At 49.7% G+C, this 18,101-nt stretch carries 17 protein-coding genes; 11 read left to right on the top strand and 6 right to left on the bottom strand.

Annotated features, from left to right (window positions below):
• Positions 1 to 35: 35 nt before the first annotated feature.
• A complete protein-coding gene (locus tag ACYVJQ_RS04445; protein ID WP_460891856.1) occupies positions 36 to 671 on the bottom strand; it encodes a T9SS type A sorting domain-containing protein in 636 nt (211 codons plus the stop codon).
• A gap of 176 nt (positions 672 to 847) precedes the next feature.
• The gene (locus ACYVJQ_RS04440) at positions 848 to 1,564 is read right to left on the bottom strand and encodes a biotin--[acetyl-CoA-carboxylase] ligase (protein ID WP_460891855.1); all 717 of its coding nucleotides are present in this window, start codon (positions 1,562 to 1,564) and stop codon (positions 848 to 850) included.
• Between the two features lie 91 nt (positions 1,565 to 1,655).
• Between ACYVJQ_RS04440 and rsfS the strand changes: the two genes are divergently transcribed.
• Genes rsfS through ACYVJQ_RS04415 form a run of 5 tightly spaced genes read left to right on the top strand, consistent with a single transcriptional unit; the run spans position 1,656 to position 6,462 of the window.
• Positions 1,656 to 2,054, top strand: coding sequence for a ribosome silencing factor (rsfS, locus tag ACYVJQ_RS04435; protein ID WP_460891854.1), 399 nt, complete (start codon positions 1,656 to 1,658; stop codon positions 2,052 to 2,054).
• A 47-nt stretch (positions 2,055 to 2,101) separates the two neighbouring features.
• A complete protein-coding gene (gene ftsH, locus ACYVJQ_RS04430; RefSeq protein ID WP_460891853.1) occupies positions 2,102 to 4,210 on the top strand; it encodes an ATP-dependent zinc metalloprotease FtsH in 2,109 nt (702 codons plus the stop codon).
• A gap of 36 nt (positions 4,211 to 4,246) precedes the next feature.
• Positions 4,247 to 4,897 carry a LutC/YkgG family protein gene (locus ACYVJQ_RS04425; protein ID WP_460891852.1) on the top strand — a complete coding sequence of 217 codons (651 nt, stop codon included), beginning with the start codon at positions 4,247 to 4,249 and terminating at the stop codon, positions 4,895 to 4,897.
• Complete coding sequence (locus ACYVJQ_RS04420; RefSeq protein ID WP_460891851.1) at positions 4,881 to 5,660, top strand: UDP-2,3-diacylglucosamine diphosphatase; 780 nt, start codon at positions 4,881 to 4,883, stop codon at positions 5,658 to 5,660. The genes ACYVJQ_RS04425 and ACYVJQ_RS04420 overlap by 17 nt, the downstream gene beginning before the upstream one ends.
• Positions 5,641 to 6,462, top strand: coding sequence for a hypothetical protein (locus ACYVJQ_RS04415; RefSeq protein WP_460891850.1), 822 nt, complete (start codon positions 5,641 to 5,643; stop codon positions 6,460 to 6,462). Before ACYVJQ_RS04420 ends, ACYVJQ_RS04415 begins: the two co-directional genes overlap by 20 nt.
• 698 nt (positions 6,463 to 7,160) lie before the next feature.
• Here the strand turns inward: ACYVJQ_RS04415 and sugE are convergent.
• Positions 7,161 to 7,487, bottom strand: coding sequence for a quaternary ammonium compound efflux SMR transporter SugE (sugE, locus tag ACYVJQ_RS04410; RefSeq protein WP_460891849.1), 327 nt, complete (start codon positions 7,485 to 7,487; stop codon positions 7,161 to 7,163).
• Between the two features lie 160 nt (positions 7,488 to 7,647).
• On the opposite strand from sugE, the gene ACYVJQ_RS04405 reads away from it, so the two are divergent.
• From ACYVJQ_RS04405 to ACYVJQ_RS04395, 3 genes are all read left to right on the top strand, one after another.
• Positions 7,648 to 8,277: a hypothetical protein gene (locus ACYVJQ_RS04405; RefSeq protein ID WP_460891848.1), complete on the top strand. Its 630-nt coding sequence runs from the start codon at positions 7,648 to 7,650 to the stop codon at positions 8,275 to 8,277.
• 136 nt (positions 8,278 to 8,413) lie between these two features.
• Positions 8,414 to 9,475 (top strand): sensor histidine kinase, encoded by a 1,062-nt coding sequence (locus tag ACYVJQ_RS04400; RefSeq protein ID WP_460891847.1) that lies wholly within the window; start codon positions 8,414 to 8,416, stop codon positions 9,473 to 9,475.
• Positions 9,475 to 10,254, top strand: a complete 780-nt coding sequence (locus ACYVJQ_RS04395) for a LytR/AlgR family response regulator transcription factor (RefSeq protein WP_460891846.1) — start codon at positions 9,475 to 9,477, stop codon at positions 10,252 to 10,254. Before ACYVJQ_RS04400 ends, ACYVJQ_RS04395 begins: the two co-directional genes overlap by 1 nt.
• A gap of 709 nt (positions 10,255 to 10,963) precedes the next feature.
• Here the strand turns inward: ACYVJQ_RS04395 and ACYVJQ_RS04390 are convergent.
• Positions 10,964 to 11,506 (bottom strand): GNAT family N-acetyltransferase, encoded by a 543-nt coding sequence (locus ACYVJQ_RS04390; protein WP_460891845.1) that lies wholly within the window; start codon positions 11,504 to 11,506, stop codon positions 10,964 to 10,966.
• 395 nt (positions 11,507 to 11,901) lie between these two features.
• On the opposite strand from ACYVJQ_RS04390, the gene ACYVJQ_RS04385 reads away from it, so the two are divergent.
• The gene (locus ACYVJQ_RS04385; protein ID WP_460891844.1) at positions 11,902 to 13,059 is read left to right on the top strand and encodes a zinc-dependent alcohol dehydrogenase; all 1,158 of its coding nucleotides are present in this window, start codon (positions 11,902 to 11,904) and stop codon (positions 13,057 to 13,059) included.
• Positions 13,060 to 13,071: 12 nt separating this feature from the next.
• On the top strand, positions 13,072 to 13,575 hold the full coding sequence (locus ACYVJQ_RS04380) for a hypothetical protein (RefSeq protein WP_460891843.1): 504 nt from the start codon (positions 13,072 to 13,074) through the stop codon (positions 13,573 to 13,575).
• Between the two features lie 140 nt (positions 13,576 to 13,715).
• On the opposite strand, the gene ACYVJQ_RS04375 is transcribed toward ACYVJQ_RS04380, so the two are convergent.
• A complete protein-coding gene (locus tag ACYVJQ_RS04375) occupies positions 13,716 to 14,804 on the bottom strand; it encodes a WG repeat-containing protein (RefSeq protein WP_460891842.1) in 1,089 nt (362 codons plus the stop codon).
• A gap of 168 nt (positions 14,805 to 14,972) precedes the next feature.
• Positions 14,973 to 15,638 carry a YdcF family protein gene (locus ACYVJQ_RS04370; RefSeq protein WP_460891841.1) on the bottom strand — a complete coding sequence of 222 codons (666 nt, stop codon included), beginning with the start codon at positions 15,636 to 15,638 and terminating at the stop codon, positions 14,973 to 14,975.
• A 391-nt stretch (positions 15,639 to 16,029) separates the two neighbouring features.
• On the opposite strand from ACYVJQ_RS04370, the gene ACYVJQ_RS04365 reads away from it, so the two are divergent.
• Positions 16,030 to 18,099 (top strand): T9SS type A sorting domain-containing protein, encoded by a 2,070-nt coding sequence (locus ACYVJQ_RS04365; RefSeq protein WP_460891840.1) that lies wholly within the window; start codon positions 16,030 to 16,032, stop codon positions 18,097 to 18,099.
• The last annotated feature ends 2 nt before the right edge of the window (positions 18,100 to 18,101 follow it).

Below are 18,101 nucleotides of genomic sequence, written 5' to 3'. Positions count from 1 at the left end.
TTGGCTGGCTCTTTCTCTAGTATAGGTAGGGCAACTTATTGTTGCTGCAGGATCAATCGTTTGGTTTCCACCATCTTCTCGTTCACCAGAAGGCTGTAAAAATATACCCCGGCAGGAAGCGGTGAAAGATCTACCATAATGGTTTCTGTAGAGGTAGGCTGCATCACCGGAATCTCTTTGTAAACCTTACCTATGGCATTGGAGATCCTGATTTTATACTTTTCATCGCCTAAGGAGCTCAGGGAAATCTTGGTCAGCCCCCTGGATGGGTTAGGATACGCATTGAGGGAGGGGATCAACTTAGGTTCTTTCACTCCTTGAGCGGCCATTCCCTTAAGGCTGGCAACACTGGCAAAAGCAGTAGAGACATTCCGGCCGGTCAACTTGGCCACCAGCCCACCTGAGTTTTTAGAAGCTGCCAGAAAGGGAGAATATTTTTTCGCGTTGGGGTTATAAGAAGGGAAATGCAACACAGACAGAATACCAAAATCCGTCACCGTCAAGCTGGCGGGCGTACGCCACCCCAACAAGGCAGTATCTGACTTTGAATTTGTTTCTATGTACCGGCCAGCTGGTAATCCTCCGGGTAAAACTCCCAGAGTGGCCGCATTACTACCTAAAACTATACCCAGGGATAAAATGCCTAGGAAAACGCGTGTAAAAATTTTCATGCCATATAAGAAAGATGCTGGTGCCTACGTTGCGACTGGGTCAAATATAAGAACCATGTGCTAAAGGCCCAAATTAAACTTGTAAATATTTAATAACGCTATCCTTAAAAAGAACAATATCGCCTTTTAACAATCCAAAGCTGCTTTCCCTCTCCTTTTCAAAAACCAGGCCAGAATCAGTGATTGCCAATTACAAATTTTATCTCCTGGAACTGGAAGAACTGCAATTTCTGTTCCACCAGTACCGCCAGACGCCCTGTGGCATCCATTCCGGTAATCTGCCCGGGAACCACCTGCCCATTGATCTCAAAGTCATGCCACTCCTGGTACCGGTACAGGTGCTGCAGGTACTCTTGTTTCTGGGCCATGGCTGCTCCTGCCCGTAGCGCCAGGTAACGCCGCTCCAGGCTTTCTAACAACTTGCCGGTTAAGGCCGTAAGGGACAGTTCTTTGCCACAAAGTAAAGCCATAGAGGTAGCCCGATCCTGCATAAAAGAAACCTGGTTCACGTTAATGCCTATGCCCACCACGCTATACTGCAGGAAACGGCCATTAATGGTGTTTTCTATGAGAATACCGCCCAATTTCTTATCTTGGTGGTAGAGGTCATTGGGCCACTTGACGCTGGTACCCGCAGGAAGTACTTCTACCAGAAGGTCAAGCGCGGCAAGCGCCACCGCAATGTTGAGCGCGAACTGGTGCTGGGCCTCCAGAAAAGTGGGCTTGAGAATCACAGACAAGGTGATGTTTTTGTCAGGTTCCACCTCCCAGATATTGCCACGTTGGCCGCGACCGGAGGTTTGGGCACCCGCCACAATGACACAACCGTCCGTGGCTTCATTTTTGTTAAGAAGCAGCTGTGCCTCTGTGTTGGTAGAGGCACATTCTGGCATGAAAACCAGTTGTTGCCCTACAAAGAGTGTATTAAAAGAGAACTTTTGCAAAGACTTTAGTAATTTTGAAGATCAAATTTATATTTCCCAAATGAAACACACCACGATTAAGGACAATTCCGACATATTGGCAGAACTGGTCATCAAAGGCATGCAGGAAAAAAAGGCAGTCGATATAGTTGTTCTTAACCTGAAACACCTGAAAAATGCGGTTGCAGACTACTTTATCATTAGTTCTGCAAGTTCAGATACGCAATTAGATGCTATTGCTTCTTCTATTGAGGAAGAAGTTTTCAAATTAACCAAAGAGAATCCCTGGCAAAGTGAAGGCCGTACCAACCGTGAGTGGGTGGTATTGGACTACGTAGACGTAGTGGCCCATATCTTTCTCAAGGAAAAACGTGATTTCTACGCCCTGGAAGAACTCTGGGGAGATGCTGAAATTACGCATGTAGCGCCCGCCGAAGGCCCTACGCCGGCGGTAGTCTAAACAACTGCCTGCCCAGGTGGTTTACCCTTTATTGAAGAGAACAATCCATGTCAGAAAAACCAGAGAATAAGAAAAAAAGGAAAATAATCCCCACCACTCCGCCCCGCCCCACTATGCAGATTTGGGTGCTGGCGGCGCTCGTGCTCTTTATTTTCGGCCTTACCTACTACAACAACCTTAACGCCACCATAGAGATACGGCAACCTCGTTTTGAGGAAATGTTGCTGGCCCAGGATGTGAAAAAGGTAGCCGTTGTCAACAACAACATGGCCGAGGTGACCTTGAAGGACGAGGCCCTTAAAAACGAAAAATACCGGGCAGAACTGGAAGGCCGTAGCGGCATTACCAGCAGCAGCCAGGGAGCCCAATACCACTTCCCTATCATTACCGCCGAGTCTTTTAAGCAAGACCTGGACAAGTTGCAGGAAAACGTGCCACGTGAGCAGCGTGTGCCCCTTGAGATTGAGAAACGTACCGGTCTGCTTGAACTACTTATGGGCTGGCCATTCTTCATCCTGTTGATGGTAGGCTTCTGGTTCCTGATGCGCCGTATGGCCACCGGTGGCGCCGGCGGACAGATTTTCAATATTGGCAAATCTAAAGCTGCGCTGTTTGACGCCGACAACAAGGTGAAGATCACGTTCAAAGACGTGGCCGGCCTGGAAGAAGCCAAGGAAGAAATCCAGGAGATTGTGGAGTTCCTGAAGAACCCTACCAAATTCACGATTCTGGGAGGTAAAATCCCTAAAGGTGCATTATTGGTAGGTCCTCCGGGTACCGGTAAAACCTTGCTGGCCAAAGCCGTTGCTGGTGAGGCAGACGTGCCCTTCTTCTCCCTGTCTGGTTCAGACTTCGTGGAGATGTTTGTGGGGGTAGGTGCCGCCCGGGTACGTGACCTGTTCAAGCAAGCCAAAGCCAAAGCGCCTTGTATTATCTTTATTGATGAGATTGACGCCATTGGCCGTAGCCGTAGCCGTGGGCAGATGCCAGGCGGTAACGATGAGCGCGAAAACACCCTTAACTCCCTGTTGGTAGAGATGGACGGTTTCGCGACTGACTCTGGGGTGATCATTCTGGCGGCCACCAACCGCCCAGACATTCTGGACTCTGCCTTGCTGCGTCCGGGCCGTTTTGACCGCCAGATTAGCATTGACAAGCCAGACATTAACGGCCGTACCGAGATCTTTGACGTGCACTTAAAGCCCCTCACCCTGGCCTCTGATATTGACGCCCGTAAACTGGCGGCCCAAACGCCTGGCTTTGCCGGAGCTGAGATTGCCAACGTGTGTAATGAAGCAGCCCTGATTGCGGCCCGCCGTAACAAGAAAGCTATTGACATGGAGGACTTCAATGACGCCATTGACCGTGTGATTGGTGGTTTGGAGAAAAAGAACAAGATCATCTCTCCGGAGGAAAAGAAAATTGTTGCTTATCATGAGGCCGGCCACGCCATTGTGGGTTGGTTTATGGAGCACTGTGACCCATTGGTGAAAGTGAGCATAGTTCCACGTGGGGTAGCCGCGCTGGGGTACGCCCAGTATTTGCCTAAGGAGCAGTTCCTTTACAACACAGAACAATTGATAGACGAGATGTGCATGGCCCTGGGCGGACGTGCCGCTGAGCAAATTGTGTTTGGCAAAATCTCTACCGGTGCCCTGAGCGATCTGGAGCGCATTACCAAAATGGCCTACAGCATTGTGACCATGTATGGTATGAACGACCGTATTGGCAACCTGTCATTCTATGACTCCAAACAGCCGGACAACACCTTCACTAAGCCGTATTCAGAAACCACCGCTGAGGTGATTGACTCTGAGGTACGCCTGCTGGTGAGTGATGCCTATAACCGCACTTTGCAGTTACTGACAGAAAAACGTGCAGAGCTGGAATTGGTAGCGCAGGAATTGCTGCAGAAGGAAATCCTTTTCCAGAACGACCTGGAGCGTCTGGTAGGTAAACGTCCATTTGCTGGATTGACCACGTACCAAGCCCATACTGCCGGTACAGACCGTAGCAAGACCCAAAGCGAGGTAGCCGCTGAAGTGCACGTAACGCACCCGACCGGTGCCCAGGAAAACGGGGAAGATACGCCTCCGGCTGCAGAGCCAACGGGCACGCCCTCTTCTACCGGGGAAGGCACTACGTTCAGTTCTTAGGTGTTTTCTAAAAAATAGCTTAAAAACAGATACCGCATGTACGAAGCCAAATCTAAAGAGATTGTGCTCCGGAAGGTAAGAGAGGCGCTGGCAAAGTCAGCGCCTTTTCTGCCTCCTACCCCAGACTTCAGCACGTCTGTGTACGGGCCCTTGCTGGAAGACCTTTCGGTGCAGTTTGCCGAGGCCTTTATCAGGAACAGCGGCGTTTTTGTGTACTGTGAAAGCGAGGAAGATTTCTTTGACCAGCTCTTTGAGTTTAAGAAAGAGCGTGGCCTGGATAATCTGTATGTGTGGGAACCCATGCTGAAAAAAGTACTGCACGCGGGCGGCATCCACTTCAACGGCACCGAAGACGATTTCATCAACAATGCCCAGGCCGCCCTTACCACGTGTGAGGCCCTGGTGGCCCGCACCGGCAGCATTTTGGTATCATCGGCTAACGCCAGCGGTAGACGGTTGTCTGTATACCCTGCTATGCACCTGGTGGTGGCAAAGCTGTCACAATTGGTGCCAGACATTAAGCAGGCGCTGCAGTTTGTGCAGGAGAAATACGCCAACCGCCTGCCATCCATGGTATCTTTGGTAAGTGGCCCCAGCCGTACTGCAGATATTGAGAAAACCTTGGTCATGGGCGCCCACGGGCCCAAAGAACTCATTCTTTTCCTCATTGATGATCACACCGATTAACCCCCTTCCCGCCGGTAAGAAAGTTTATTTCGCCTCAGACTTCCACTTAGGGGTTCCTACCCCTGACAAAAGCTTGGCGCGCGAGAAAAAGATAGTACGGTGGCTGGATGAGGTGAAAACAGATGCGCACGCAATTTTCCTGCTGGGTGATATCTTTGACTTCTGGTTTGAGTACCGCCACGCCATTCCCAGGGGCTTCATACGCTTACAAGGAAAGCTGGCCGAGATAGCCGACAGCGGTATTCCGGTGTACCTCTTCACGGGCAACCATGACATGTGGATGTTTGACTACTTCCCCAAGGAACTCAACATTCCCATTATCCGGAAGCCTGTTTCCACCCAGATTGGCCCGCACACCTTTTACATTGGTCACGGCGATGGCTTGGGACCCAAGGATTATACCTACAAAGTACTCAAACGCGTATTTGCCAACCCGATAAGCCAATGGCTGTTTGCGCGCATTCACCCCAACGTGGGTATTGGGCTAGCCAGTTTCTGGTCGCGCCGCAGCCGGATACAGAACACCAAGCAAGACGAGGTTTTCTTGGGCGACGATGAATGGCTAGTGCATTATTGCCAACGCGTGGAAAAAGCCAAGCATCATGACTTTTACGTGTTCGGGCACCGCCACCTGCCGCTAGACTTACCTATTGGGGACCGCAGCCGCTATCTGAACCTGGGAGAATGGGTCAATTTTTGCTCTTATGCCGTATATGATGGCCAGGAACTTACCCTCAATTACTTTGAAAACGAGCCTGCGTAGTCTCTGCCTCTGGATTCTTTGCTGGCTTCCGCTCTGGCAAGCGGTGGCGCAGGCCCCTTCCTGGTCTTTGGCTTATACGCTGCCTGCCAAAGGCAACACCCTGCTTTCTATTGACCGCTTTGACCGCCTGTATCTCTCAGATGCCCGCCAGAACATCATTCAGCTAGATACACTGGGCAAGATCGTGAATACCTTTTCGCCGCCCGTGCAGGGTCGCGTGGCGATGGTGGAAGCCTGGAGCCCGGCCAAAATCACCGTTTTTTATGAGGACCGCCAGCGGGTTCAGCTCCTAGATCGCTTTCTAACCCCCCTGGGCCTGGCAGACCTGCGCGACTACACCCAAGGCACCATTCGCACCGCCACCCTGGCCGCCGATGATCGGCTTTGGCTTTTTGACGAAACCACCTTCCGGCTCCTGAAAATAGATACCCGGGTCAACCAGATTGTCTATGAAAACCCGCTGGAGTTGCTCCTGGACCGACAGCAGCAGGACATTACTTTTATGCGGGAGTACCAGAACAAACTCTACATGGTAGACCGCCTGTCTGGCATCTTAGTGTTTGACAACATGGGCAATTACCAGAAGAAGATTGCCCTTCCCAACCTCACCTATGTGGGTTTTCTAGGCGATGAACTTTATTACCTATCAGGTAACCAACTTTACTTCCAGCACCTCTACACTTTCAAAACCCGCACCGTGGTCCTTCCGGAGCAAGCCTTACCCTACCAACAGGTATTAGCCGGAGACAAATACCTCTACCTCACCACCCCAGACGCACTCTTCGCCTACCGCTGGAGGTAATTTTTAGCAAAAGCGTTTTAGGCTTGGTTTTAGAAAAGTAGGCTCAAAACGACTGTGCCGAGTTCTGAGAATTGAGTTGATGGGCAGAAGTGCGTCATCCCCCTATCCCCTTCAAAGGGGGACGGAATGCGTAATTTGAGGCTTTCGCCTGAGGGAAGTTGCAAACTTCCCGAATGGTGGGTCCAAGTTGGAAACTTGAACCAGGGAATGTCTGCCGGTGTAAACATCCCTCCTCAGAGCTTCGCTCGCTACCTCAAACTCTCGTTTGGGCAATCCTCAAGGGGAGAATCTGCGCTTAGTAAAGGGTTCTTCCGTTTTGAGCCTGTTTTGGAAAAGCATGCTTAAAATGACAGTACCAACACCATCAATCACTATTGCTAATTTCAATCACGCATTTCCCGATTCCAGTCTTTACTTCGAGCGCCTCGCTTGTGGCCCTGCAATACCAAAGCTAAAGGAAGAAGGCAATTGGGCCGCAAGGGCAGTGCGAGGGGGAAAGACGGGGCCCCGCGGCCGTGAGCGCTCGGAGGGAAAACATGCAACAATACAGCATAAGGGCTTAAGGCGACAGCGGTCACCACGCCAGCAGCAGGCGGGAATGCGTGCACAAGAAAATGTAATAGGAAAGGCAATTCAAAAGGCCAACTTAAAAGCATAAGAAGCCAGAAAAATATATTCTCTAGCCAGAGACAAAAACCTTATTCTTTCGCTAAAAACTTCAACCCCAACACCCCAACTATAATTAACCCAATACAAGCCAGACGCACCAGATCTTTGGGTTCATTAAATAGCACCATGCCCAGAATCGCGGTGCCCACGGCCCCAATGCCTGTCCAGGAGGCATAGGCGGTTCCTACGGGAAGGGTACGCATGGCTTGGGCCAACAGGATAAAACTCAAGATCATCACGATGACCGTGCCCACGGTGGGCCAGAGCTTGGTAAAACCATCCGTGTATTTGAGGCCAATGGCCCAGACAATCTCACAAAGGCCGGCTAGTATTAAATAAATCCAGGCAGAATTCATAGATTTCAGTTTAAATGGACGGAAGAATACCCAGTACAGGGAAACACATTTTCAGAAAGGTAATCTCCGCTTTGGTCAGTAATTACTTGTGTACCTACAGGTAAAACGCTTCTTTGCCTAAAACAACCAGGAGCCTGCAGGAATTTCTATCAGCAAATCTATGAAAAAAGGGATCAGTACGGTATTGTTCTTCTTTACGTGCCTGGCCACGGGGTGGGCACAACAGTCAGAAACGCCTGTCCAGGAAACCCTCCTTTCGGGCGAAGTTTCGCATAGTTACTATGTGGCGCCCCTGCTGCAACTAACCCACTGGCAAGACCGGTCTGGGGTGATGATAGGAGGCAAGGGCGCCTGGATGATGAACCAGAAATTCGGGTTGGGTTTGGCAGGTTTCGGGCTCATGTCCAGGAACAGCATTGGGGAGATTGACCAGTCTAACAATGCCTTTCTACAGGCCGGCTACGGCGGCGTGCTGCTGGAATATATTCCGCACCCAGAGCGCTTAGTGCACTTTTCTTTCCCGCTGGTGGTTGGCATGGGAGGTGCGGCTTACACCAACAATGCCATGGGCAGAAACAACACCGGCTCCTACAGTTATGAGGTATATGACACAGACACCTTTTTTGTGCTGGAACCCGGCCTGCAGGCCGAACTAAACCTGGCCAGGTTTATGCGCCTAGGCCTGGCATTCACCTACCGGTTTGCCAAGGGCGTCAACCTACCGGTTTCCACAGACAAAGACATGAGCGCCCCTTCTTTCTCCCTGATTGTAAAGTTTGGGAAATTCTAGACCTGGCGTTTTAAGCCTGTTTTTCAGAAAACGGCCTCCAAACAGGCCAAGGACGAGAGGCTAGTGGAAACTAAACCATCGGCTATCCTAAGCCACCATTTACTTTTATAAGAGCTACTTGTAAGGCTCACAACGTATGAAGCGACCCTTCCATTTTAAGCATAAGAAAGTAGTGCGCTACCTGGCCAACACAGGTATTGCCCTGCTCATCTTCTGGACTTTTTTCTTTATCCATCGCACAGGTTTTCAGGAGTTTGAGGTCCGGGATATTTACCGGATGCTTAATACTGCCCTCATGGTCAACGTGATCCTGGAGGGTACCCGCCGGATTGCCAAACGCCTGAGCAAGAAGTATGACTGGCGCGAGTACGGCCTAAGGCGGTTTGTCTACGAGTGGATTGCCGTGCAGCTGTATATTTTGCTGGTGATGGTACTGTTTGAGGTGCTTCCGCGGCTTATTTTGGGCCTCACGTTTTACAACCTCACAGACGCAGAGGCGGTGCAGAACATCAAGGAAGTGTTTGTATTCGGCAGCATTATCTTGCTGTTCGTGCATTTCATCAGGTCTGGTATTTACTTCTACAACCAGTGGCACCGGTACCTCATGCAGGCCGAAAAACTCAAAAAAGAGACCATTAAGGTGCAGTTTGAGTCGTTGAAGCAACAGGTGAACCCACACTTCCTGTTCAACAGCCTCAATGCGCTTTCTTCGCTCATTTACAAAGACCAGGACATGGCGGGCAAGTTTGTGGAGCAGCTTTCTAAGGTGTACCGGTACGTGCTGGAACACAAAGACAAAGAACTAGTCAGTCTGCACACCGAACTTGATTTCATTTATTCCTATCTCTTCCTGCTCAAGATCCGGTTCCGGGAAAACTTGCGCGTGAACGTGAACGTGCCAGATCATTTGCTCAATCACCAAGTGGCCCCGCTCACCATGCAGCTGCTCATGGAAAATGCCATCAAGCACAATATTGTAAGCCGGGACGAGCCCCTTTTCATTGACGTGTTTGTGGAGGGCGACTACATCATCATCAAAAACAACCTGCAACTGCGCGAAAGCCGCGAGGAGTCTACCGGCGTGGGCCTCAAAAACATCATTAACCGCTACAAGTTCATCACCGATAAAAAAGTGGACGTGGAGGTGACGGAAAAAACTTTCATTGCTAAATTACCGCTCCTAACCAACGCCGCCTGATGAACATCCTCCTGATTGAAGACGAGTACCTGGCCTCTGAGAAACTGGAAGCCCAGCTGTTGCGCTATGACCCCCGCATCAGAATCCTGACCACCATTGACTCTATCAGGAACGCGGTAAAGTGGTTTGAGACCAACCCAGCCCCAGACCTGGCTTTTCTGGATATTCACCTTTCAGACGGGAACAGCTTTGAGATTTTCCAGAAGGTAGAAGTGAAATGCCCTATTATTTTTACTACGGCGTATGATGAGTATGCGGTTAAGGCGTTCAAAGTCAATAGCATAGATTACCTGCTCAAGCCCATCAGCAATGAAGACCTGGCCGCGGCCATGGACAAGTTCAAGGCGCTGCACCAAAGCAAACCTGCCGCTGCCGGCCTGGACATGGAGCAGATCATGGCCCTTCTCAATCGTAACCGGACTACAGTAGAAACGCACCACTACAAAAACCGCTTCCTGGTGAAAAGCGGGCAGAAAATCAGGTCTATTCCTACGGAGGAGATCGCCTATTTCTACGCTGAGGATAAGATCGTTTTCCTTATCACCACCGGTGGACAGCGCTTTATCACTGACTTCACCCTGGACACGCTCCAGGAGCTCCTTGACCCTGAGCAATTCAGCCGCCTCAACCGTCAGTTTATTGCCCACATCCACTCCATTGATGAGATCCACCCCTACCTCAAAGGCCGCCTGAAGGTGTACGTGAAACCCGCTACGGATAAAGAAATCATTATCAGCAATGAGCGCGCTGCTGCCTTTAAGGAATGGTTAGGGAAATAGAGGCGTAGTTTAAATTTTCCTGCGTTGCACGCCGTTGTTGGTGTTCATAGGGCTTAACAATTGAGACTTTTTCTCCATTTGATCTTGTGCACGCCTTTCTGCCTGTTGCTGGCGTGGTGTCTTTTCTTGCCTAAGTCCTTATGCTTGGTTGTTGCATGGTTTCCCTCCGAGCGCTCACGGCCGCAGGGCCCCGTCTTTCCCCCTCGTACTGCCCTTGCGGCCTACTATTTTATTTCTCTCTTAGCTATTGTCTATCCAGGGCCACAAGCGAGGCGCTCGAAGTAAAGACTGGAACTGGGAAATGCGTGGATATACTGTTATTCATTGTCAGCTTTAGGTTGTCGCGTTTTAGGCACGTTTTCCCAAAAACAGGCTCAAAACACACTAATGCCTCAAAATACCCAATACCCTTTACTAAGCGCAGACTCCCCCCTTGAGGGGGGCGAAGGGGGGTGTTTACACAGGAGAACAAATTTTGGTCATTCAACGCATTCCGTCCCCCTTTGAAGGGGTTGGGGATGACCCTCTCCTGCAGATCTTTTCCGTATCCAGCCCGTTTTTTGAAAAACAACCCTAAAATGCAGATATACCCTACCTGGCCCCTAAAGCGAGCCAACTATACCATCCAACCTCAGCAGAAAGGTCAATACCATTACTTAACGCTACTGGATATTACTCCAGTAATAACCACACCAACACCATCTCCCTCTTAGTGAACCTCCTCTCCTTCCCGCAAATCTTTCACCATCCAGATGTTGCAGGCGAAGTGGCCGGAGTTGCCCAGCGCATGGGGCAAGGGTGTAAAGCCGGCTTTCTCATACATACTAACGGCCTTGGCTAATTCTGGGAAAGATTCCAGGTAGAGATGGGTGTAGCCTAATTCCTGGGCCAGGTGCAGGCTGGTTTGCAGCAGTTTCGCGCCAATTCCTTTCCCACGGCTGTCCGCAGACAAGTAAAACTTCACTAGTTCAGCATAGCCTGGTGGTAGGCCCTCTGTGGGGTACACGCCGCAGCCACCAAGTAGTACCCCGTTTTGTTCCGCCACCAAATAAGTACTTCCGGGCGTCTGGAAGAGGCCATACAGGTTATCGGTGGTGGGGTCTGTGTAGACGGTACCTGGCCGGTCTATTTTAAATTCCCTGAACACTTCCCGGATGAGGTGGGCAAGCGGGACATTGTCTTTTTCGGAAAGGGCTCTGATAATGACACTCATGAGTAAGGAAGTAGTGGCGACAGGGAATAAATTAAGCAAGCGTTAGCTTTAAATGCCGCGATTGCGAAAATACGCAAAGGGTGGACAATTGCACCTTTTCAGGATGCAATCAAGTCTTAAATTACCTGTGGATATCGCTGTACTCTTTTCAGTTTTGAGCCTGTTTTTAGGAAAACAGTCCCAAAACAACCTACTTTTTGAGTATACCCGCCTAAAAAATCAGTATTTATGTCAGTATCTACTACAAAATAATACGTATTTATACGCTATTCAAGTGGATTACTGCCGTTCCTGAAACTTAAACCAAAGGCGCAAGTATCATTTTAGCAGCGGTACTGGAGGCCTTAAGGGGTTAGCCTTTCAGGGTTCGCCTCTTTATCTGGCTTAGGGCCACCTAAAATGATGTCTCACTTTAATCCCAAAGGAAAACACCTATGTTAGCCATGAATTACCGAGGGCCTCTGCGGGTCCGGATAGATGAAAAACCCATGCCAAAAATAGAGCATCCCCAGGATGCCATTGTGCGGGTAACGCGGTCTTGTATTTGCGGATCTGATTTACACTTGTACAACGGCGCGGTGCCAGATACCCGCGTAGGAATGACCTTTGGCCACGAGTTTACAGGTATAGTGGAAGAAGTTGGCTCTGAAGTAACCAAGATAAAAGTGGGCGACCACGTACTGGTTCCCTTCAATATTGCCTGTGGCGAGTGCGTTTTCTGTAAGCAGGAGATGTACGGCAACTGCCATGAATCTAACCCGCAGGCCACAGCCGTTGGCGGTATTTTTGGGTATTCTCACACCGCTGGCGGCTACAATGGTGGTCAGGCCGAATATGCACGTGTACCTTACGCCAACGTAGGCCCCACCGTCATCCCCGAAGGCATGGACCCAGATGATGCCGTGCTCCTCACTGACGTGGTGCCCACCGGCTATCAGGCCGCCGAGATGGCAGGTATTCAGCCCGGCGACACGGTAGTGGTGTTTGGCGCGGGTCCTATTGGTATCATGGCCGCCCGCTGCTCCTGGTTATTTGGCGCCGGCCGGGTAATTATTGTAGACGAGGTAGACTACCGCCTGGAGTTTGCCAGCAACTACTCTCAGTGCGAAGCCTACAACTTTAAGGAAATGGACGGCGATGTGGTACAGTTCCTGAAGGAGAAAACCGATTGGATGGGTGCCGATGTCTGCATTGACGCTGTGGGCGCTGAGGCTTCTGGTAACGCGTTGCAGACCATTACGGGTAGAAAGCTGTTCCTGCAGGCGGGTTCTGCTACGGCGCTGCACTGGGCTATTAACTCGGTGAAAAAAGGCGGCGTAGTCTCTATTGTAGGGGTGTATGGCCCCACAGACAACTTGGTTCCTATTGGCAATGTGCTCAACAAAGGCCTTACCATCAGGGCCAACCAGGCTTCTGTGAAACGCCTGTTGCCAAGGTTGATTGAGCACGTACAGAACGGCATCCTCAACCCCAAAGGCTTGATTACGCACCGTATTCCGTTAGAAGAAGTGTCTGATGCCTACCGCATGTTCTCTGAAAAGCAGGACAACTGCATCAAGACCGTACTTATTCCACCATCTGCCAGAATGTAAACCAAAAGGAACATGGAAAATTTAGCAAGTAACTATTCACATATAAAGGGCTGGGGCATTGACGCTGACCCCAAAAACGACCCTACGTACCCCATGCGGAAACGCTCCAATGACCACCATGAAAAGTATGGTGAGTGGAATAGACCTACCCAACAGCAGGCAAATGTAGAAGTGCTGCACTCCACCGAAAGGCCAAACCTAACCACCGTCTTCGGTACGTCTACCCCACCCTCTGGTTTGAGCGGCATGCTCCGGCGCATGGCCTTTAAGCACAGTGAAAACCAATACAGCCACTGGCTGCCATTGCTCTTAGCTGACCGCATTAACGTGGTGGAAGGCTTTATTGAAGACTTCAAGAGCGGCAAGGTGCCTAATATCTTCGCGGAGAAAGGCATGAAGTCAGACCTGAAGCATGACAAGAAAGGCCTGGCCGAAAAAGCCGCCATTGTCTCTCTAGCCATTGCCGCCATTGTGGTCTGGCGCTATGGAAAGAAGAGCAGCTCTAGGGAATATTAACCTTCGCTCTAAGTTTGATTTAAAGCAGGAAAGCCCCGCCGGTTAAACCGGCGGGGCTTTCCTGCTTTAAAGGCCTTTCTATAAAATGGAACAGGTTGGGGGTACACAAGAGCGTTTATATTGGAATTAATCAAGGCCTGCTACTTTAACTTTGCATCCCTAATGGTCAGGTTGATGAGTTTATAACCTTTCTCGGTTCGTAAGAATCCAAAATGATCCTGTGACAATTCACCATTCCTCCTGCTGTTTATAACCAAATCAATGGTAGGGTATTTCTCGGTTAAGCTTTCCCCACAGTTGTTGTAGTAACGACTAAAGCTTGGCCCGTTAAATATGAAAGGGTTTAATCCATCAATAGAAATAAAGAAGTCAGCTTTTTTTTCTTTTAAGACAAGTAAACTTGTTTTGATCAGGTTTAGGTTTCTTTTCAGGAAGTCCGCTTTTGCTTCGTTTATCCAGCCATCAGGTTCATGCCAAAAGGTGATACTGTCATGAGATGCTTTAAGGAGTTTACGCGCGGTTAATGACTCAAGCAATTGGTTGTAAAGCCAATCCTTGAACTCTTTCTCATAGTCAATGAAGGAGTAGAATTGTCCGTTGGCACCTTCAAAATATTGTCTGATTGGGTCTGGAGCAGGTTTTGAAAAATGGGTTGTAAAAGAAAACAGGTTCAGATAGCTTTCCCGCTTAGTGTTTCTTAAGACAACTCCATTTTTGGTATTTAGGAGCATCTCTTCCCCTCCTTCATAAGAAAAATGCTCAGCGTCTTTGTCCAAGTACCTCTTGGTAGCTCCTTTTAACGCCCAAACATGCCCATTCTGGACCCTAGACAAACCGTTGTAATCAGCAGGAATAACTATTTTCCCATTTCTGTCAAACATTCCCACCAAGTCTGTTTTCTTTTCTCTGAAACGTATAAAACCCTCGCTTTCACAATCTTCCCCATTATCGTAATAGTATAAGCTGTCCCTTCCAACTATCTTACCTGCCTTGGTTAAATAATAAGATTTATACTTGCCATTCTCCTTCACAAACACGGCCATAATGTTATCAAAGTAGTTGGCACGGAGATTAGAAAACTTGGGTTCAACTTTTACCACTCCTTTGGAGTCTTTAAATCCCTTCAACTCATGGTTACTGTCCCAAAAGGCAATCCATCTCTCAGGCGATTGCGCTTGGCTAGAAAACCCAACAAGGAATAATAGACATGTAATTAAGAGTTTCTTCATCGATAATAGCTTACTATAAGGTATCAGTACTACCTATTGCTATCTGCATTAAATGCGAAGTAGCCCAATCCAAATTAAAAGCGGTACTCCCTTTAAAAACCTAAGGTAACTAAAAACTACAGCCCATCCTGTTTTAAGCCTGTTTTCCTAAAAACACCCTTAAAACAGCTAATTCTTCTCAGGCAGTAAATGATCTGTGAAGCCTTTTTGTTTTAGTTGCTCAAAGGCGGCCCACACCTCTTCCGGAATCTCCTGGTACACCTGGAACCCTAGGGCTGGGTAGAGCTTTATGCGCTGAAGATCACCCAGCATGATAGAAATAACCTGCTCCATGGATATTTCCTCATGGCAGTAGTCGGTTAAAGTAAGCTGCGGCGAGGTGACGCTTATTTCCAACTCGGGCCCGGGCCATTGCTTCAGGAAGGTGGCATAGGTGCGGCGCTCCATGTAGGGTTTCTGCACCAGAATCAGCTTTTGTAGAGGCACCTTCTTTTCCTGCAAGAGCTGGTAAGAGAAAGCAATGTTTTCACCGGTATTGGTAGACTGGTTTTCTATTAGAATTTGGCTTTCGGGCACGCCCATTTTCAGGGCAATCTTAGAGAAGAGATCAGCCTCTGCCTCAAGGAAGTTTCCGTGCGTTAACCGCCCAAACCCGCCAGAGAAAACCAGCCAAGGGGCGTAGCCTTGCAGCCAAAGTTCGGCGCCCCGTTCGGCCACCCGGGTGTCATGGCTACCCAGCACCAGAATAGCATCTGCCGGCTGAAGGGAATGGTGCATATGGTGATACTCCCAAATGCGCTGGCTAAGCTCCAGGGTTCCTTTATCTAATATCATGGTCTCTTCTCTATTACTAACTCTCTAAATAAAAGTGCCTACCTAAAATTTGGTATTTTATACTTGTTATTAGTCTATTCTTTCTTTATTTAATCTTAATATTTTTAAGATTCGTACTATATCATTATCCTACTGGCTGTAGTATCTGTCATTTCTCCCTAAGGTACACCATTCTCCATGCGCTGGGAAAGCGGTAGGGGTTCGTGTTTTCTCTGCTAGTCAAGTTTTCACTTCCTGCACTTCTCCTCCGGTTCAAGTAAGCCCAAAGTTGGGGCCTTTGCAACGTCGATTATTGCTAACAATCTTTCCTTTCACCTTCTATCTTTTAGCTATGGTTGTAAATGTATCTCTCTACACAATCCTTTCTTTTATTGGTTTCAGGCCCTTCTTTTTGGCAGCAAGGCTCGCCCTTCTGCTTTGTTTACTTGTATGCTCCACCCTGGCCGTGGGGCAGGCAAAACAATGGGACAAGTCCTACGGCGGTACAGAAGATGAAGAACTGGAGATTGTCAGGCAAACCAGTGACGGCGGTTACATCATGGGGGGAACCTCCTCTTCGGGCATAAGCGGTGACAAGACCAAAGCCAGCAGAGGAGGTCCAGATTTCTGGGTGGTGAAAGTAGATGCCACCGGGGCCGTGGAATGGAACAAAGTGTACGGCGGAGACGGGCCTGAGCGGCTCATGGCCCTGGAGCAGACCACAGACGGGGGGTACATTCTTGGTGGGTACTCCAATTCCGGTGAAAGCGGTGACAAATCTGACCCTTCCAGGGGAATCTATGACTATTGGGTGGTAAAAATCAAGGCCAACGGGAAGGTACAATGGGACCAGACCGTGGGAGGCAATGGGTCTGATTTTTTGGAAGATGTGATCCAAACCAGTGACGGAGGCTATTTACTGGGCGGAGCCTCTAATTCGGGCAGCACCGGAGATAAGACAGAGCCGTCAAGAGGGCAAACAGATTTCTGGATTGTAAAACTTAACGCTACCGGCATGCCCCAATGGGATAAAACCCTTGGCGGAAGTTCTTATGATTTATTGAATGCCGTCCTCCAGACCAGTGAAGGCGGCTTTCTTTTGGGTGGCGGGTCTACCTCTCCTATCAGCGGAGACAAGACTTCTCCGCAAAAGGTTTTCTGTGATGAAGAATGCTACTTTAATTTCTGGGCGGTAAAAGTAAGCGCCACCGGTACTTTGGAATGGGACAAAACGTACGGTGCCACGGGCGGCGAGACCGGCCAGAGTATATTAGACATGGTCCCAACCCAGGATGGAGGCTATTTATTGGTGGGCAACTCAGACTCTGATGCCAACTATGACAAGTCTGAGCCCAATAAAAGCACCTACTCAGATTACTTTGACTTTTGGGCCGTGAAAATAAATGACACCGGCGAAATCCAATGGGACAGGACCTTAGGCGGCGATGGAAGTGAAAGTGCTGTGGCGGTAGTGGCTACACCTGACGGTGGCTTCCTTTTGGGGGGCAGGTCTGATTCGGACGTAAGCGATGATAAAACCGAGCCTAGACGAGATACTGACAGTAATAACGGTGATTACTGGGTGGTGAAATTGGATGCCGTTGGTACCAAACTCTGGGACAAAACCTTTGGCGGCACCGGGAATGATGACCTTGAGTCATTAGACTACACCAATGACGGCGGCTTTATTTTAGGCGGAAGGTCAAATTCTCCTATCAGCGGGGACAAGACGGAGGCCAATGTAGGCGGGTATGACTTTTGGATAGTAAAAATGGCAGAAGAGGCCTGCGTAACGCCAAACGCGGCCATTGCGCTCACGCCAAGCACAACTACCTATACCGGCGGCGTCATGACCAATTTATATCTGGGCTACGGACCCCAAACGGTCACCCTAACGGCCAGTGGGGGCACCACCTATAGCTGGAGTCCGGCCGTGGGGCTAAGCAGCACCAACACCGCAGAAACCGTGTTCACGCCCACCCAATCAGGGGTCTACACCTTTACCGCCACGGTGATGGAAGGGGAATGCTCTGCCACCGCCTCGGTCACTATTACGGTCATAGATGTGCGCTGCGGACCGCAGAACAGCAAAGTCATGGTCTGCCACAAAGGAAAAATGCTGTGCCTGCCCCCTCAGGCCGTAAAAGCCCACCTGGACCATCACCCCGAAGACCGGCTTGGCAACTGCTCTGGGCCGGAAGCACAGCCTGCCCAGGCCTCTCTCCTGGCCTCCTGGCGCGCGTACCCAAATCCCTTCACTACCAGTGTTACCCTGGCGTTCACGTTCCAACAAGCCCAGGAGTACACGGTAGAGATCTATGCTGCCAGCGGTAAGCTCATGAAAAGGTGGTCTGCCGCCAAAGCCAAGGCCAATGAACCGGTACAGTTAACCTGGACCCCAACCCACGCTGAAAATGGCTTCTATATGGTAAGGCTCATTACCCAGCATGGCGCACAAACCATGGTACTCCTGCGGCAGTAAGC

The sequence above is a fragment of the Rufibacter soli genome, assembly GCF_054781795.1.
Note: the sequence above shows the minus strand (reverse complement) of the source record. Positions and strands in the feature narration are given on the sequence as shown.

Bases quoted from the DNA above. Each gene is read 5' to 3' on its own strand.
- ACYVJQ_RS04445 (WP_460891856.1), bottom strand. From the start codon at position 671: ATGAAAATTTTTACACGCGTTTTCCTAGGCATTTTATCCCTGGGTATA.
- ACYVJQ_RS04440 (WP_460891855.1), bottom strand. From the start codon at position 1,564: ATGCCAGAATGTGCCTCTACCAACACAGAGGCACAGCTGCTTCTTAAC.
- rsfS (WP_460891854.1), top strand. From the start codon at position 1,656: ATGAAACACACCACGATTAAGGACAATTCCGACATATTGGCAGAACTG.
- ftsH (WP_460891853.1), top strand. From the start codon at position 2,102: ATGTCAGAAAAACCAGAGAATAAGAAAAAAAGGAAAATAATCCCCACC.
- ACYVJQ_RS04425 (WP_460891852.1), top strand. From the start codon at position 4,247: ATGTACGAAGCCAAATCTAAAGAGATTGTGCTCCGGAAGGTAAGAGAG.
- ACYVJQ_RS04420 (WP_460891851.1), top strand. From the start codon at position 4,881: ATGATCACACCGATTAACCCCCTTCCCGCCGGTAAGAAAGTTTATTTC.
- sugE (WP_460891849.1), bottom strand. From the start codon at position 7,487: ATGAATTCTGCCTGGATTTATTTAATACTAGCCGGCCTTTGTGAGATT.
- ACYVJQ_RS04405 (WP_460891848.1), top strand. From the start codon at position 7,648: ATGAAAAAAGGGATCAGTACGGTATTGTTCTTCTTTACGTGCCTGGCC.
- ACYVJQ_RS04400 (WP_460891847.1), top strand. From the start codon at position 8,414: ATGAAGCGACCCTTCCATTTTAAGCATAAGAAAGTAGTGCGCTACCTG.
- ACYVJQ_RS04395 (WP_460891846.1), top strand. From the start codon at position 9,475: ATGAACATCCTCCTGATTGAAGACGAGTACCTGGCCTCTGAGAAACTG.
- ACYVJQ_RS04385 (WP_460891844.1), top strand. From the start codon at position 11,902: ATGTTAGCCATGAATTACCGAGGGCCTCTGCGGGTCCGGATAGATGAA.
- ACYVJQ_RS04380 (WP_460891843.1), top strand. From the start codon at position 13,072: ATGGAAAATTTAGCAAGTAACTATTCACATATAAAGGGCTGGGGCATT.
- ACYVJQ_RS04375 (WP_460891842.1), bottom strand. From the start codon at position 14,804: ATGAAGAAACTCTTAATTACATGTCTATTATTCCTTGTTGGGTTTTCT.
- ACYVJQ_RS04370 (WP_460891841.1), bottom strand. From the start codon at position 15,638: ATGATATTAGATAAAGGAACCCTGGAGCTTAGCCAGCGCATTTGGGAG.